The sequence below is a fragment of the Deinococcus grandis genome (genome assembly GCF_001485435.1).
Classification (GTDB): Bacteria; Deinococcota; Deinococci; order Deinococcales; family Deinococcaceae; genus Deinococcus; species Deinococcus grandis.
Window position 1 is genome coordinate 2,714,106 of the sequence record NZ_BCMS01000001.1, and the last position, 14,989, is coordinate 2,729,094.

19 protein-coding genes are annotated in these 14,989 nt (G+C 72.6%); 7 read left to right on the forward strand and 12 right to left on the reverse strand.

Annotated features, from left to right (window positions below; translation table 11 throughout):
* Window positions 1–107 precede the first annotated feature (107 nt).
* Window positions 108–1,025, forward strand: a complete 918-nt coding sequence (locus DEIGR_RS13135) for a ferritin-like domain-containing protein (protein ID WP_046844179.1) — start codon at window positions 108–110, stop codon at window positions 1,023–1,025.
* Between the two features lie 63 nt (window positions 1,026–1,088).
* Here the strand turns inward: DEIGR_RS13135 and DEIGR_RS13140 are convergent, their stop codons facing one another.
* From DEIGR_RS13140 to ispF, 5 genes are all read right to left on the reverse strand, one after another.
* Window positions 1,089–2,336 carry an aminopeptidase gene (locus DEIGR_RS13140; protein ID WP_058977921.1) on the reverse strand — a complete coding sequence of 416 codons (1,248 nt, stop codon included), beginning with the start codon at window positions 2,334–2,336 and terminating at the stop codon, window positions 1,089–1,091.
* A 10-nt stretch (window positions 2,337–2,346) separates the two neighbouring features.
* Window positions 2,347–2,928 (reverse strand): DUF2087 domain-containing protein, encoded by a 582-nt coding sequence (locus DEIGR_RS13145; protein WP_058977923.1) that lies wholly within the window; start codon window positions 2,926–2,928, stop codon window positions 2,347–2,349.
* Complete coding sequence (locus DEIGR_RS13150; protein WP_236704748.1) at window positions 2,925–3,167, reverse strand: hypothetical protein; 243 nt, start codon at window positions 3,165–3,167, stop codon at window positions 2,925–2,927. Before DEIGR_RS13150 ends, DEIGR_RS13145 begins: the two co-directional genes overlap by 4 nt.
* 89 nt (window positions 3,168–3,256) lie before the next feature.
* Window positions 3,257–3,739 carry a tRNA (cytidine(34)-2'-O)-methyltransferase gene (locus DEIGR_RS13155; RefSeq protein ID WP_058977927.1) on the reverse strand — a complete coding sequence of 161 codons (483 nt, stop codon included), beginning with the start codon at window positions 3,737–3,739 and terminating at the stop codon, window positions 3,257–3,259.
* Window positions 3,732–4,250, reverse strand: coding sequence for a 2-C-methyl-D-erythritol 2,4-cyclodiphosphate synthase (gene ispF / locus DEIGR_RS13160; protein ID WP_058977929.1), 519 nt, complete (start codon window positions 4,248–4,250; stop codon window positions 3,732–3,734). Before ispF ends, DEIGR_RS13155 begins: the two co-directional genes overlap by 8 nt.
* Window positions 4,251–4,418: 168 nt before the next feature.
* Here ispF and DEIGR_RS13165 point away from each other — a divergent pair, with 168 nt between their 5' ends.
* From DEIGR_RS13165 to DEIGR_RS13175, 3 genes are all read left to right on the forward strand, one after another.
* A complete protein-coding gene (locus DEIGR_RS13165) occupies window positions 4,419–5,183 on the forward strand; it encodes a diguanylate cyclase domain-containing protein (RefSeq protein WP_058977931.1) in 765 nt (254 codons plus the stop codon).
* Window positions 5,184–5,339: 156 nt separating this feature from the next.
* Entirely contained in the window at window positions 5,340–5,810 is a 471-nt protein-coding gene (locus DEIGR_RS13170) for a hypothetical protein (RefSeq protein WP_058977933.1), read from the forward strand.
* Between the two features lie 34 nt (window positions 5,811–5,844).
* Window positions 5,845–6,300 (forward strand): hypothetical protein, encoded by a 456-nt coding sequence (locus tag DEIGR_RS13175; RefSeq protein ID WP_058977935.1) that lies wholly within the window; start codon window positions 5,845–5,847, stop codon window positions 6,298–6,300.
* 9 nt (window positions 6,301–6,309) lie between these two features.
* Here DEIGR_RS13175 and DEIGR_RS13180 read toward each other — a convergent pair whose 3' ends face one another.
* The 7 genes from DEIGR_RS13180 to DEIGR_RS13205 form a co-directional block, all read right to left on the reverse strand.
* Entirely contained in the window at window positions 6,310–9,168 is a 2,859-nt protein-coding gene (locus tag DEIGR_RS13180; RefSeq protein ID WP_058977937.1) for an ATP-binding protein, read from the reverse strand.
* On the reverse strand, window positions 9,161–9,775 hold the full coding sequence (locus tag DEIGR_RS13185; protein WP_058977939.1) for an IMPACT family protein: 615 nt from the start codon (window positions 9,773–9,775) through the stop codon (window positions 9,161–9,163). The genes DEIGR_RS13180 and DEIGR_RS13185 overlap by 8 nt, the downstream gene beginning before the upstream one ends.
* 2 nt (window positions 9,776–9,777) lie before the next feature.
* On the reverse strand, window positions 9,778–10,362 hold the full coding sequence (locus DEIGR_RS13190; protein ID WP_058977941.1) for an NUDIX domain-containing protein: 585 nt from the start codon (window positions 10,360–10,362) through the stop codon (window positions 9,778–9,780).
* Window positions 10,363–10,387: 25 nt separating this feature from the next.
* The gene (locus tag DEIGR_RS19715) at window positions 10,388–10,840 is read right to left on the reverse strand and encodes a hypothetical protein (RefSeq protein WP_153013742.1); all 453 of its coding nucleotides are present in this window, start codon (window positions 10,838–10,840) and stop codon (window positions 10,388–10,390) included.
* Window positions 10,841–10,975: 135 nt separating this feature from the next.
* Window positions 10,976–11,353 (reverse strand): hypothetical protein, encoded by a 378-nt coding sequence (locus DEIGR_RS20425; RefSeq protein WP_153013743.1) that lies wholly within the window; start codon window positions 11,351–11,353, stop codon window positions 10,976–10,978.
* Window positions 11,350–11,865, reverse strand: coding sequence for a DinB family protein (locus DEIGR_RS13200; RefSeq protein WP_236704749.1), 516 nt, complete (start codon window positions 11,863–11,865; stop codon window positions 11,350–11,352). Before DEIGR_RS13200 ends, DEIGR_RS20425 begins: the two co-directional genes overlap by 4 nt.
* Window positions 11,866–12,083: 218 nt before the next feature.
* Entirely contained in the window at window positions 12,084–13,448 is a 1,365-nt protein-coding gene (locus DEIGR_RS13205; protein WP_058977943.1) for an FAD-binding domain-containing protein, read from the reverse strand.
* A gap of 118 nt (window positions 13,449–13,566) precedes the next feature.
* On the opposite strand from DEIGR_RS13205, the gene DEIGR_RS13210 reads away from it, so the two are divergent.
* Genes DEIGR_RS13210 through lepB form a run of 3 tightly spaced genes read left to right on the forward strand, consistent with a single transcriptional unit; the run spans window position 13,567 to window position 14,929 of the window.
* On the forward strand, window positions 13,567–13,884 hold the full coding sequence (locus DEIGR_RS13210) for a PadR family transcriptional regulator (protein ID WP_058977945.1): 318 nt from the start codon (window positions 13,567–13,569) through the stop codon (window positions 13,882–13,884).
* Window positions 13,881–14,222: a hypothetical protein gene (locus DEIGR_RS13215; RefSeq protein ID WP_058977947.1), complete on the forward strand. Its 342-nt coding sequence runs from the start codon at window positions 13,881–13,883 to the stop codon at window positions 14,220–14,222. The genes DEIGR_RS13210 and DEIGR_RS13215 overlap by 4 nt, the downstream gene beginning before the upstream one ends.
* The gene (gene lepB, locus DEIGR_RS13220; protein WP_083524057.1) at window positions 14,219–14,929 is read left to right on the forward strand and encodes a signal peptidase I; all 711 of its coding nucleotides are present in this window, start codon (window positions 14,219–14,221) and stop codon (window positions 14,927–14,929) included. The genes DEIGR_RS13215 and lepB overlap by 4 nt, the downstream gene beginning before the upstream one ends.
* Window positions 14,930–14,989: the final 60 nt, after the last annotated feature.

Genomic DNA, 14,989 nt, shown 5'->3' on the forward strand with positions numbered 1-14,989 from the left:
AGCTGATCAGAGCGACACGATCAGCAAGCCCGGGGCAGGAATCCGCCTGCGCCGGTGGGGGTGTCCTCGTGTCCGAACCGTTTCTTTCACCTTCTGGAGGGATCACCATGTCCGACGCCATGAACCGCCGTAAGTTCCTCGGGGCCGCCGGGGCCGTCACCGCCACCGGTCTGCTCGCCGGCTGCACGCCCGCCCTGAGCGCCACGCCCAAGGCGAACCTGGACGCCATGATCTTCAACTTCGCGCTGAACCTCGAGTACCTGGAAGCGGCGTTCTACCTGGCGGCCGTGGGCCGCCTGCAGGAACTGGACGCCGCGGGTGGCGACAGCAGCAAGGTCATCCTGCCTGCGGGCTTCACCGGCAAGAACGGGAACGGCGTGCCGTTCGCGTCCGCCGACGTGCGCGCCTACGCCGAGGAGATCGCCACGGACGAGCTGAACCACGTGAAGGTCATCCGCAAGGTGCTGGGGGCCGCGGCTGTCGCGCAGCCCACCCTGGACCTGGGTCCGGCGTTCGTCGCGGCGGGCAAGGCCGCGTCGGGCGGGGCCATCGCGAACTTCAACCCCTTCGCGAACGACCTGTTCTTCCTGCACGGCGCGTTCATCTTCGAGGACGTGGGCGTCAGCGCGTACAAGGGCGCGGCGCGCCTGCTGACCGACACGAGCGCGGGCGGCAACCTGGAGAACGCGGCGGGCATCCTGGCCGTCGAGGCGTACCACTCGGGCATGATCCGCACCCTGCTGTACCAGCAGCGCAACACGGACGTCACGGCCAGCCTGAAGGTCAGTGACGTCGTGCAGGCGATCAGCAACCTGCGTGACAGCGTGGACGGCGACACGGACGTGGATCAGGGCATCGTCGAGGGCGGCAAGGCGAACATCGTCCTGGCCGACGCGAACGGCATCGCGTACAGCCGCACGCCCCGTCAGGTGGGGAACATCGTGTTCCTCGCGCCCGGCGCGACGAAGGGTGGCTTCTACCCCGACGGCCTCAGCGGAAACTTCAGCGCGATCCTGGCACTGTAAGGCACACGCCGTTCAGGGGAAGGGGAGCCGCGACCGGCTCCCCTCTTCCCTTTTTTCTGTTCCTTACAGCCCCTCGATGACCCACTCGCCCGCGCGCATCAGCGGCTCGCGGGTGCCGTCCTTCGTGATGCCGTCCACGTCGGTGGCGGGCGTGCCGATCATCCAGTCCACGTGGATCAGGCTGTCGTGGTTCCCGCCCGCCGCGTCCAGCGTGGCGGGGTCGGTGCCGCCCTGCACGTTCGTGGGGTAGCAGCGGCCCAGCGCGATGTGCGACGCGGCGTTCTCGTCGAACAGGGTGTTCAGGAACAGCGTCCCGGTCTGCGCGACGGGCGCGCTGGCGGGCACCAGGGCCACCTCGCCCAGGCGGGCGGCGCCCTCGTCGGTGGCGATCAGGGCTTTCAGGGTCTCCTCGCCGCGCGTGGCGCTGACCTCGACGGCGCGCCCAGCCTCGAAACGCATGCGGATGCCCTCGATGAGCTGCCCGCGCGCACTCAGGGGCTTGCTGGCGACCGCCACACCATCCACGCGGTCACGGTGCGGGGCGGTGAAGACCTCGTCGGTGGGGAGGTTCGGGACGCCGCGCACGCCGTTCTGCGCGGTTTCCGCACCGCCCTGCCACACGTGGTTCCGGGCGAGGCCCACGGTCAGGTCGGTGCCCAGGTCGCTGCGCAGGTGCACGGCGGCGTACTGTTTGCCGTTCAGGTGGGTGGTCAGGCGCTGAAGGCGGGTCAGGTGCGCGTCCCACGCGGCGACCGGGTCGGGCTGATCCGCGCGGGTCACCGTGAAGATGTCGTCCCACAGGCGGGCCACGGCCTCGTCCTGCGGCAGGTCCGGGTACACGCGGGCGGCCCAGGCGGGCGTGGCCATCGCGCCGACCGTCCAGTTCACGCGGAAGCTGCCGCTCGCCTCGCTGACCCGGCGCATGGCCTGCGCGGTGGCCTTGCTGCGCGCCGCGATCCGCGCGGGGTCCACGCCCGCCAGCAGCGAGGGGTCCTCACCGATGATCCCGATGGACGCGTACCCGTCTTCCACCATCGCCTCGGCTTCCTGCGCGAACCACGCGGGCAGGTACTGCACGGCGTCGTCGGTGCCGTCCTCGAACAGCGCGAGGTTCAGGTGCGGGTCCAGGTACGTGACGCGCACGTCCTGCGCCCCGGCCCGGTACGCGGCGCGCGCCACCAGCCGCACCAGTTCGGTCGCCTCGACGGGCGCGCTGATGCGGACCCGGCCACCCTGCGGGAGGTTCACGCCGGTCCGGACAAGCAGTTCGGCGTAGCGCGCCAGTCGCGTCTGAAAATCAGTTGAGGTCATGACCGTCACTCTACCCGGCGTCCCCGGGGGAAGCGGGATCGGCGTCCGCTGCGGGCCGCCAGTACACGCCCCGTTCGCGGTTCAGGACGCCCAGGCCGATCATCTCGCGGCGCAGGGTGGACACGTCGGCGTACACGTCGCCCAGGATGGCGTTCACCTCGGCTTCCGGGTAGTGGCGGCCGTGCTCGAACAGGGTGACGAGTTCGTGCAGGATGACGTCCTTCTTCTTGCGCTGGGCGGGCAGGGTGGTCAGGCGGCCGCCTTTCAGGAAGGCGCGCAGCACGCGGTCGCGGTAGGGGTCGTCGGGCGTGGGGGCGGGGGCGGCGCCGCGCACGACGTCCGCGAGGTTCAGGTCCAGCGCGGCGGCGTGCGCGCGGTGCAGGCGGTGGTGGCCGTCTTTGCGGGTGAGGATCAGTCCGGCCTCGGTGAGATGCGCGAGGTGGTGGCTGACGGTGGCGGGCGCGAGGTTCATCAGGCGGGCGAGTTCGTCGCCGCTGGCCTCGCGCGTCCAGACGAGGCGCAGCAGGCTGAGGCGTGCGGGGTGGGACAGCGCGCGGAACAGCGCGGCGCGGGCGGTGAGGTCGGCGCTCATGGGCGGGGTTCGCGGGGCCAGGGGCGGGTGCCGTGCGCGGCGCGGTGCGCGCCCTCGTAGATGCCCAGCGCGGCGTTCAGAGTGTCCAGGCGGGCCTGCGCGCGGGCCTGATCGGCGGCGTTCCCGGCGGCGCAGGCGAGGCGCAGGTCGCGTTCGGCGTTCGTGCGGATGCCCGTCACGAGGCGGTGGTACAGGGCGTTCATGCGGGCCTGTGGGGTGGGGTCGGCAGTGTCAGTCATTTCGATCCTCCTCGAATCATCATGACCGGTTCGATGCCTGTCGAAATAAGCCGGATGGCGCAGTGCCCCCGCTCGGTCCGGGCCGGGCGTTACCAGCCCTCGATCTGCCGCCCCGCCTCGAACGCCGCGACACCCGCCGCCACGCTCAGGTTCAGGCTGCGGCCCCCGCCCGGCTGCGGCAGCTTCAGCTTCGGCAGCGCGTCGCGCAGCCACGCGGGCAGCCCGCGCGATTCCGGACCGAACAGCAGGTAATCGCCCCGCCGGAAACCCGCGCGGGTGTGCAGGTCGGTGGCGTGCGTGCTGAACGCCCACACCCGCGCGCCCGCCCCCAGCGTGCCCTGGAAGGCCGTCCAGCTGGCGTGCTCGTGCAGCGTCACGCCCTCCAGGTAATCCATCACCGCGCGGCGGAACTCCCGGTCGTGCAGGTGGAAGCCGAACGGGCGGATCAGGTGCAGGTCCGCGCCCAGCACCGCGCACGTCCGCGCGACGTTCCCGACGTTCCCGGCCTTCTCCGGCTCGAACAGCACCACCCGCAGCAGCGGCCCCTCCCTGCCCGGCGCCGCGTCACTCACCGCCGACCCCCGGCGCCGCCTCCACGCGGGCCAGCAGCCGGGCCAGCAGCACGGTCGCGCGCGTCTGCACGTGCAGCGGCGCCAGACCCTCCGACGTCTTGAAACTGACGCCCACGTCCCCTGGCGGCAGCGAGAGCAGCGCCGCGACCGACCGGGCGATCTCGGCGCGCAGCGGCCCCAGCTTCGGGCGGTCCAGCGTCACCACGACCGCCACGTTCACCGGCACCCAGCCGCGCTCCCTCACCAGCGCCAGCGCCCGCTCCACGATCACGCGCGAATCCATCCCACGCCACTGCTCGGCGGTATCCGGAAAGTACCCCCCGATATCGCCCAGCGCCAGCCCCGACAGCAGGGCGTCGGCGACCACGTGCAGCACCGCGTCCCCGTCACTGTGCGCCACCGCACCCAGCGCCGCGTGCGGGACGTCCACGCCGCCCAGCACCAGCCGCCGCCCCGCCTCCAGACGGTGCGCGTCCTCCCCGAACCCAACCCTGAACGGCCACGAACTCATGCCCGGAGTGTAGCCCGCCCACACCCACAGTCCAGTCTGAAAGCGCAGCCCGGCACGTCACTTCCTGACGCGCCCGCGTCGCACCATCGGCATAACGCCCCATTAACGCCCCACCCGGCATGCTGCCCCCACAGCAACCCCACACCCCCACTCCCAGGGAGACCCAGCATGACCCACCTGCACCTCGAAGACGACCTGTTCCACCTGCTGCCCCTGCCCGGCCTGCGCTGGCCCGCCCACGCCCCCACGCACGCCCAGCCCAACCCCGCCTACCAGCGCACCTACCACCCCGGCGCCCTGCCCGCCCCCGTCACCACCTGGGCGGACGGCACCCACCAGACCCGCCTGCTCACCCACACCGGCGAGCGGCGCGTGTGCCGCCTGAACCTCCGCAGCCTCCCGAACGGGGACCGAATCCTGCTCATCGAGGACGTCCACAGCTACCACCTCGACCCCGTCACGCACCTGCCCGACCGGGACGCGCTGCTGCACGACGCCGCCCAGACGCACGGCGTCACCACCCTCGCCACGCTGCGCCTGCCCCCCCTGCACGACCACCGCCGCCAGCTGGGCGACGCGCCCGTCGATCAGGCCCTGCGCCGCGCCGCACGCGAACTGAAAACCGCCGCGCGCGACTGGAACGCCAGCGCGTACCGCACCGGCACGCACGACTTCACCCTCCTGAGCCCCCAGCCCCTCACGCCCGACCAGCTCGCCCCGGTCACGCGGCGCATCCACGCGCACCTGAGCGCCCTGGGCCGCACCGCCGAACCCAGAGTCGGCCTGAGCGACGCCCCGCACGACGGCCGCACCCTGGCCGACCTGCTCACCGCCGCGCAGGACCGCGCCGGAACCCACCCCACCCGCCGCCCCCTGGACAGCCTGAAACGCCTCCTGAACCCCACCCCCACCCACCCCATGCTCGCCCTGTAATACGGACTCCGGTTGAATGGTTTGCAAAAACCGTTCAACCCGAGCGGATGCGAGAAGGAGCGAAGCGGGTTCCGGGCGTGGAGTTGGCAGATCGGTGGAGTTCCGATCTGTCAACGAAACAGACGGAATCCGTATAACCCCGTCACGGAGCCCCGCATGACCCACACGTACCCCACGCCGCACACCCGCCGCCTCGGCCAGCCCCTGCCCCCCGCCGACCTGCACCACCTGAGCCCCGACGGCCCGCACCTGAGCGTCCACACCACGCGCGGCCCCCTGCCCGTCTACCGCTTCACGCCCCTGCAGATGGCCCTCCTGACCGGCGAGAACGTCCCCAGCGCCTCCCACTGGCCCGAGCACCTCAAGGCGTTCCTGTACCAGTACGTCCCGCTGCCCACCCTGCCCCCCGGCCCCCACCCGCTGCCCGGCACGGTCCACGCGCAGGGCCGCGACCCGCACGGGCTACGCACCTGGGACCACACCACCTACCAGGGCTGGCCCCTGTACCTGTACGCCCACGACCGCCCCGGCCAGCCCCCCTGCGGCGACGTGCCGCACCTGTTCACGCCCGTCCGCCTGGATCAGGCCCCCCTGCCCGGCCCGCACCACCGCCCCCACGGGCCCTAGCATGAAACACGCACCACACTTCAACGGAGGTTCCATGACTGAAGGTCCACAGAAAGACAGCATCTACGAGAAGAACGGCCAGCTGTACGCCAGACGACAGGGCAAGGATCTGGCCCTGTTCGTGTTCCCCCTCGTGAAGGGAGGCCAGAGCGTCGAGGCCGGGTACGATTGGTCGGCGTACCTCCTGTCCTTCGTGAAGCAGTACGTTCCCCTGCAGACCGTCACCGACCCACCCACCATCCAGGGACTCACCTTCAGTCAGCAAATGCGAACGGGTGACCAGTGGTTCAACTACAGCCAGCAGACCTGCAACGGTTACCCGCTGTACTACGTCGATGGCGTTCCACAGGGCGCCAAGACGGAACAGCCCGCCCTGTTCCAACCGGCCACCATTGCCCAGCTGACTCAGGCCGCCTCCACCGAACCCGCTCCTACCGAACTGGGAAGCGGTGACGACGATGGTGGGCCGATCAATTATCTCGGGCCGTAAGTCTTCCGTTCAGGGCGTGCCAAGCTGTTCGCCCAGCCATGCCAGGATCTGAGGCAGCTGAAACTCAGTGACCTCACTGCTCCTCTCTCCTGGGAAGCGCGAGGCCAGAGACTGGCCCGCCCGCCAGCGCTGCCACTGGTGCAGTGAGGCGGTATCCCGAATGCTCCGCAACAGCCGCGCCGTCTGCTGCGGAGCGCGCGTTTCGAGGTCGTCGACCAGCACGAGGCACAGTTCCACCAGTTCCCATGGTTGCGGGAACTGGTTTAAAAGGTGCAGAACGTGACGTGCATGCGTGCGTCCCTGTTCCGCCCGTCCACGGGCGTAGGCGACCTCGGCGCTGAGCAGATGCCATTCCATGCGGTCACCGGGCTGACCGTCCTCGGTCAGGTGCTTCCGCCAGTCGTTCAGTTTCTGCTCGGCCTGACGTATCTTCTGCTGCCGCAAGAGCAGACGGACCTGCATCAGCGTCGCCTGATGGAACGTCTGGACGTTGCCTGCTCGTTCAGCGTACTCCGTAAGCTGCTGCACTTCCGTCAGCAGCTGGTTCGTATCGGCTCCCGGCGTGTACAGTTCTGACTGTAACAGCCGTTCGCGCACCATCCACGCCAGTCCCTCGGGCAGGCTCGGCACTTCGGCGCGCAGCTGGGCCACGATTTCCTGCACCTGCTCGGGCGTCCCGACAAATGCCAAGTTGGACATAATGTTCACCCGGTAGAACACGGCGCGCATTTGATCGCCCAGTTCGACCGCCAGTGCCAGCGCCTGCCTGAGCAGGTCCGTGGCGCTCTGCATCTGCCCCTGCACCGCGCGGACAGCCGACAGGGTGTTCAGGACTTTCATGCGGCTGGTGGGGTCGGTGGCCAGTGGTCCGGCCAGGAAGTGCCCAGCGAGCGTCTGGGCGTCGAGCAGGCGTCCGGCGCGGTACGCGAGCCACATGCTGGCGATCTGCGCGGCGGCCTGCACGCTGTCCGGGGCGCACGCGTCCTCGGCGGCGTCGGCCAGGGCGGCGAAGGTGTCGGTGCCGCTGGCGTGCAGGCCGCGCCGGTCGTGGTGGGCCAGGAAGTGGTCCATCTGCGTGGCGGTGGCGTCTCCGCGTTCCAGTGCGGTGTGCAGGGCGGCCAGGATGTTGTCGCGTTCGGCGTCCACCGGGGGCGCTTCGGGGGGCTGGGCGGTGAACCACGTCAGGTAGTGGCGGGCGTGGTCGGCGCGGGCCTGCGTGATCAGGTCCGGGTGCGCGGCGGCCTGTTCGGTCAGGAGGCCGCGCAGCGCGGGGTACAGACGCAGGCGTTCGGTGCCGGGCTGGTGCGCTTCGAGGAAGTTGTGCGTGAGCAGCTCGTCGATGAGGTGCGCGGGGACGCCCAGGTGGGGGGCGTCGGCGGGGTCGAGGTCGCTGGTGACGGTCAGGCGCAGCGCCGCGTGCTGCTGTTCGGGGCTCAGGAGGTCCCAGGAGCGGCGGGCGACGGCGTTCAGACCGCGCCGTCCGTCGCTGCCGCCGCCCTCGGGGGTCAGCTGGGCGGCCTCGGTGAGGACGCGGGCGTAGACGGCCTCCAGGTGCTCGACGCGCAGCCAGGACGCGGCCAGGGCCAGGGCGAGGGGGTGACCCTGGAGGCGGCGGGTGATCCCGGCGATCAGGGCGGCGTTGGCGGCGGTCAGGGTGAGGTCGCGGCGGGTGCGGGCCGCTTCGCGCAGGAAGAGTTGCGTGGCGCTGCTCGCGGCGATCTGCGCGAGGTCCGCTTCCGGCGGGGCCTGCGGGAGGCCCGCGAGGGGCAGCAGCAGGTCCCCTTCCCCCAGCAGGCCGGGGGGGCTGCGGCGGCTGCTGATCACCCAGCGCACGCCGGGCAGGTCGCGGCGCAGGGCGCGCAGCAGGTCCGGGAGGTCGTTCAGGGCGTCCGCGCCGTCCAGCAGGACCGTGGCGTGCGGGGGCAGGTGGTCGCTCAGGGCGGCCAGGGTGGGCGGGGCGGCCTGTCCGGGGGTGAGGGTGGCGGCGAGGCGGGCGCTCAGTTCGGCGGCGCTGGCGGCCCCCTCGGCGTCCACGAGGGTCGCGGGGCGATCCAGGCGGGTGAGTTCCCGCAGGAGTTCGCGGGTCAGGGTGCTCTTGCCGATGCCGCCGGGGCCGGTGATGAGGGCCGCGCCGCCCGCCGGGGGGTCCGCCTGCGGGGCGAGGGTCCAGGCGAGGAGCGTGTCGAGTTCCGCCTCGCGGCCCAGCATGCGCGCCGCCGCGCGGGCCGGGCGGGTGGGGGTGGGCGGGGTGGCGTCCAGTTCGGTCAGTTCGCCCAGTTCCGCGCGGATCTCCGCCTCCAGCGGCGAGCCGGGCAGCGTCAGGGGCAGCAGGCGGCGCAGGACGTCCGCGTCGGGCGGCGGGGCGCCCGGGGTGCGGTGGGCCCGGGCGGCCCAGTCGGCGGCGCGGGCGGGGTCGGCGGTCTCGGCGGCGCGCAGGGCTTCCTGCTGCACGTGCCGCGCGAGACGTTCGCGCTGCGTCTCCACCCATTCCTCGAACTCGGCGGACACGCCGGTCAGGGGTACGCCGTGCAGGAACGGCCCGGCGTAGGCGTTCCAGGCGGCCTCGCCGCGCAGGGTCAGCAGATGCGCCGCGTCGCTGGTCAGGGGGGTGATCAGGCGGTCCTCGCCGCCCAGCACGTCCGGGTGGACCTCGCGCAGGGCGTGCAGGGCGACGCGCAGGCTGCCTTCCGGGCGGGCCGCGCCGGGCCACAGCAGGGTCGCCAGGGTCCGGCGCGGAGTCGGACCTTCCAGGGCGACGTACACGAGCAGCAGCAGGGACTTGACCTTGCGGAAGCCGCCCAGGTCCAGGCCGCCCAGCGTGCTCAGCGCCGGGGTCGTGGGGGTGAGGGTGGAGGCAGGCTCAGTCAAGGTCGGTCACCGCCGCGCCGCGCGTCGCGTCCCGCAGGGCCGCCGCGAAGGCCCCGGCTTCCTCGGGATAAAGGTGCACGTCGAGTTCCACCCCGCCCGCCGTGTACGCCTCCTCGCCGCGCGTGACGTCCCAGGTGCCCAGCAGGTGGTACAGGCCGCTGACCGCATCGAACGGCACCGCGACCCGCACGGTGCGGCGCGGGCGGACCTCCAGCCGCTCGGCGGTCCGCAGGCACTCGGCCGCGCCGCCCCCGTACGCGCGGACCAGCCCGCCCGTGCCGAGTTTCACGCCGCCGTAGAAGCGCACCACGACGACCATCACGCGGTCCACGCCCTGACCCTCGATGGCCCGCAGGATCGGCGCGCCCGCCGTGCCGCCCGGCTCGCCGTCGTCATTGAAGCGGTACGCACCGCCGATGCGGTACGCCCAGCAGTGGTGCGTGGCGTCCGGGTAACGCGCCCGCAGCGCCGCCAGCTGCGCCAGCGCGTCCTCGGGCGTGTCGGCGCGGTCCGCGAAGGTCAGGAACTCGCTGTTCTCGATCACCGCGTCGAAGCGGTGCGGTCCGGCCAGGGTCGTGAACGGCGCGGGCAGGTCGGTGTCCGCCACGGTCAGAGGAGGCCCCGCCCGGCCAGCACGGCCCGCGCGTGCCACATCGCCAGGCTGCTCGACCCGTCCAGGATCTCCCCGGCGTCCAGGCGACGATATGCCTCGGCCAGCGGCACGACGACGCGCTCGATGGTCTCGGTGTCCTCGTGGTGCATGTCGCCCAGCGTGACGCCCAGCGCCAGGAACGGGTAGAAGATCACGCCACTGATGCTCGGCTGCGGGTAGAAGCCGGGCAGCGGCACCCACTCGGCCGCCACGCCCCCCACCTCCTCGTGCAGTTCCCGCTGCGCCGCCGCGAGAAGGTCCTCGCCGCGTTCCACGCCGCCCGCGACGACCTCGGTGACGGTCGCGCGCAGCGGGTAACGGTACTGGCGGATCAGGACCGCCTCGCCCGCTGCGGTGACGGGCAGCACGAACACCGCGCGCGGCCCGCGCGGCCGGTACTGGTAGGTGGTCTCCACGCCGCTGGGGAGGCGCACGCGGTCCTCGAACACCGTGCGGAACCCCGACACGATCTGCCGGGACTCCAGCGTCGCCCACGGCTGCGTGTCATCCTCGACCAGCGCCGCCCAGTTCGGATGAATCATGCCCGCAGGCTACCAGACCACCCGTTCAACGCAGCTGACGCCGCGAGAGCCGCCAGCCCACCGACCGCGACGCGCGGATCAGCGTGGGCGTGGGCAGCACCACGCGCGGCGTCCACCACGTCTGCGCCGCCTTGTGCAGCGCCCAGCCGCCCCCCAGCGTCACCGCGGCATGCTGCGCCAGCCCGTCCCGGGAGCGCCACAGCAGCACCGTGCCCGGCTGACCGTCCCGCCCGCCGGGCCGGGTGCGCTCATGCAGGAACGCCTCGAACGGCTCGCGCTGCATCCACTCGGCCGCCGCACCGGGCACCCCTGCCGCGCCCATCACGGTCCCGAAACAGTTCCCCGCGCTGCCCCGCGGGAACGAACCCGCCAGCGCCCGCGCGCCCGGCAGGACCTCCCGCGCCGCGCGCCACACCTCCGGCGGCAACTCCGACCGCTGACAGGGCACGCCCGACGCCGCGACGACCCGCGCCAGCACCCCGGCGGTCAGCTGCTCATACGGATTCCGTCTGTTTCGTTGACAACCCGGAACCACACCGGGTTGCCAACTCCACGCCCGGAACCCGTTTCGCTCCTGCTCGCTCCGCTCGGGTTGAAAGTTTTTGCAAACCTTTCAACCGGAGTCCGTCTCGGGCCGCCACAGGAACCGGCCCGGCGGCAGGCCCAGCTCCGGGAAGGCGCGGCCCAGCGGCACGTTCCCCCGCCCATGGCGCACCTGCGCGCGCAGCAGCGCCCGGCGCGACGCGGGCGGCAGGGCGTCCACGTCCGCCAGGGTCAGCCACGCCACCCGGTCCGCCCCCGGGGCGATATTCCACTCGGTGATGGTGTCGCGTTCCTCTGGGGTCAGGGTCAGCCCGGCGCGCGGCACCGTGTCCAGACCAAGCGCCTCCGCCTCGGCTGCGGTCAGGTAGAACGGCTGCCGCGCCGGGGCCAGCCAGCCGCGCCACGCCGCCAGCAGCGCGGCGTCCACCGGGATGTTCAGGACGTTCAAGAGCTCAGCAGCTCCGCCGCTTCCTCCGGCAGGCCCAGGTCCGTGTCCGGCCCCGCCGGGTACGGGAAGCCCAGCACGCGCCCCATCGTCAGGAGCTGGCCCTTGTGGTGGAACTCGTGCGTGAGGGGATGCATCACCAGCCAGCGGCCCGTGACCTCCAGTTCTCGGTCCCCAAAGGGCACGCGGCGCGGCTCGTCCGGGCTGACGAAGGCATCCAGCGCCCGGTCCACCAGGGCGTCCACGTCCGCGAAGGCGGCGCGCAGGGCCGCCACGTCGGGCAGGGCCCGCGCGTCCAGCCGCGTGACCGGGTCGCCCAGGCCGCGCGCCGCGATCCACATGCGGTAGCAGTCCGCGACGTGCACCTGCACGTTCCGCAGACTGCCGAACGCGAACTCCGGGCGTTCCAGGGTGTACACGTCGCCCGGCACAGTCTCCAGCCACGCCAGCAGGCGCTCGCGGCCCACGCGGGCCCAGGCGTACGCAGCGCGCAGATCGGCATTCAGTGCGGTCATGCGCGCAGTCTCCCCCACCCCGGCGGGCGGGCACATCCGCCAGATGGACACCCGCCCCCAGGACCGGGGTGGGTCATACGGATTCCGTCTGTTTCGTTCACAACCGGGTTGTCAGCTCCACGCCCGGAGGGGCGTTTCGCTCCTGCCCGCTCTGCCGCGCTGCGCTCCGAGTCCGCTCGGGTTGAACGTTGTTGCACACCGTTCAACCGGAGTCCGTGTCAGCGGTGGCCGCGCCGGGGGGCGTCCGGGCTGGGGGCGCCCTGCAGCACCTCGCGTTCCACCTTCTTCCAGAAGCCGAAGAAGCGCCGCACCGGCCCGTCGTACGACGTCAGGCGTTCGGGCTCGTGCACGACCACCCGCAGGTCCGGGTGCGCCGCGCGTACGCCCGCGAGGATGCGCGTGAATTCCGGCGTGAAGTTCCGCGTGACGTGCAGTTCCCCCGCCCCGTACGCGCGGGCGAACGCCGCGAGTTCCCCGGCGACCGCGCCCACCCGCGCGTGCGTGGGCGCGCGGCGCGCGGCGGCGAGGTCCCGCACGCCCTGGTACATGAACGCCAGCCGGGGGAACGCGATGGGCACCCCCGACAGGAACGGCCGGTCGAACACGAACAGCGCCGGGGCGTCCGGGCAGGCGCTCAGGGCCGCGTCCGTCACGGACAGCCCGTCGCCGTGCACCCACACCACGCGCGGGGAGGCCAGCCCGGTCGGCTGGATCGGCGCGGGCACCACCTCTGCTGCTGGCTCCTCTGCTGGCGCGGCGCGGGGCGGGGCTCCGGCCTCACCGGACAGCGCCTCCTCGGGCAGGCGGCCGCTGAACAGGCGTGCCTCCAGCTCCTCGTAGCTGCCCCGGAACGGGCAATTCGCGGTGCAGGTGCGGCACCAGCGGCTCCCGCTGAAGCGCTCTATGTTCTCCTGATTCATGAAGTACGGCTTGTTGCTGAAGGTACTCGCCACCCACTGCCACGACAGGGCGTTACTGGCGATGTCCCCGTCGAGCAGGTGCTCGCGGAAGAAGGCGTACCCGGCCCGCCAGTGCACCGCGCGCCAGTGGATCAGGTACGCCGCGAACCACAGCCGCTCGTGGTTGTGCAGCCACCCGTCCCGGATCAGGTGCGTGACCCAGGCGTCCACGCAGGGCAGGTCCGTGCGCGCCGCGCGGACATCGTCCGGCAGGGCGTCCGTCCAGCGGGCGGGGTACTTGGGTTCCTCCAGGTTGTCCAGCACGCGCGCGCCCTCCTGGCGCAGCACCAGCCGGAAGAACTCCCCCCAGGTGAGCTGCCGCAGGAACTCGTCCTGCTCGCGGCCCCGCAGGACGTGGCGGGCGGGCGCGGCGACCTCGCGGATGCCGATCATGCCGTGCCGCAGGTACATGCTCAGGCGCGACACGTTCCCCGACAGGTGGTTGCGTTCGCGGTACCCGGCGCCGGTCCAGGCGTGCAGCGCCGCCAGTCCCGCCGCGCGCCCGCCGGGCCGGGCGGGCAGGCGCGGCTCGCCGGTGTACAGGCCCGCCAGGGCGGCGCCGAGCACGCCGGGCAGCTGCGCGTCCGGGAGGTCCAGGGGCACGTCGGCGGGCGGGGCGGTCATGCGGTCAGCATGGCAGGGCGCCGCCCGGTCAGACCGTACGGTCGCGTGCAGAGGTGAGGGGGAGGCAAGAGGGAGGCGACTCACCGTCATCACATGCTGATATCGGACTCTGATACCCGTGGATCCGAACCTCTTCAAGGGCAACCTCGACCTGATCCTCCTGAGCGTCCTCGAACGCGAGGGCGGCTACGGGCAGGACATCGCCGCGCGCGTCCAGAGCGGCACGGACGGGCACATCCGCCTGAACGCGGGAAGCCTGTATCCCGCGCTGCACCGCCTGGAACGCGCCGGATTCCTGCGCGCCCAGGAGACCAGCCCCGCGCGCGGCGGCCCCCCGGTGCGGACGTACACCCTGACGGACGCGGGCCGCGAGGAACTCGCCCGGCGTCGCGAGCGCTACCACGCGTTCGACCGGGCGCTGCGGGGCCTCTGGTGAGCAGCGAGCCCCCACGTGCGGTGCGCGCCTACCTGCGCCGCGTGACCTGCCTGATCCCACCCCGCGCCGCGCGGGTCGTGCGGGCCGAACTGCTGGGGCACCTGCACCTGGACATGCTGAACGCCCGCGTGCGCGGCCTGGACGAGCCGCAGGCCTGGGCGCAGGCGGTGCGGGACGCGGGCCCCGCCCCCCTGACCGCGCTGCGCTTCGCGCGGACGTACACGCTGGGGCTGGCGCTGCGCTGGCTGCTCGCGGCGGGTCTGCTGGGCGGCGCGGCGTACGCGCTCGGCACCCACACCCCGCCTACCCCCGCACCCGCCGCGCAGGTGAGCCGGTGACTCGCCCCCCCCGCCCGGGTCGGCTGCGGACCCTCTGGCAGGAGTGGGGTTCGCCCGTTCTGGTCGCGCTGCTGTTCACGCAGTTCGGCGCGACTGCCGTGCGCGTGGACGGCGCGAGCATGCTGCCCGGCCTGCGCCACGGCGAACAGCTGGTCGTCCCGAAGGTCGAGGGCTGGGCGCACCGCGCCGGGCTGGGCACGTACGCACGCGGCGATGTGGTCGTGTTCAAACCGCCCCGCAGCGCCGCCGCCGAGTGGACGCGCGAGTACCGGGGCGTGACCCTCCCCTGGGCGTACCGCCCGTACCTCGTCAAGCGCGTGGTGGGGCTGCCCGGCGACCGGGTTCAGGTGCGCGGCGGCACCGTCCTCGTGAACGGCCAGCCGCTCCCCGAGCCGCGCACGCAGGCGTACTGGGACGCCAGCTGCCACGACACCGCCAGTCCGCTGGCGAACACGCCCGCCGTCACCGTGCCCGCCGGGGCGTACTTCGTGATGGGCGACAACCGCAGCGAGGGCGGCAGCCTCGACAGCCGCGTGTTCGGCCCGGTGGACACCGCCGACATCGCCGGGCGGGCCGTCGCCAGCGTGTGGCCCCTGATGGCCCCCGAGCACGCGCAGGCCCCCTGCGACGGGCAGGCGCACCCCGAGCGGCGCGTGCAGCTCAGCGGGGCCGCCCACTGGAATCCGCGCCTCCTGATGGGCGACTGACAGCGGTTTCCAGTTCCATTGAGGGGCCAAAGGCACGCCCCTCAACTCCACCTCCAACCG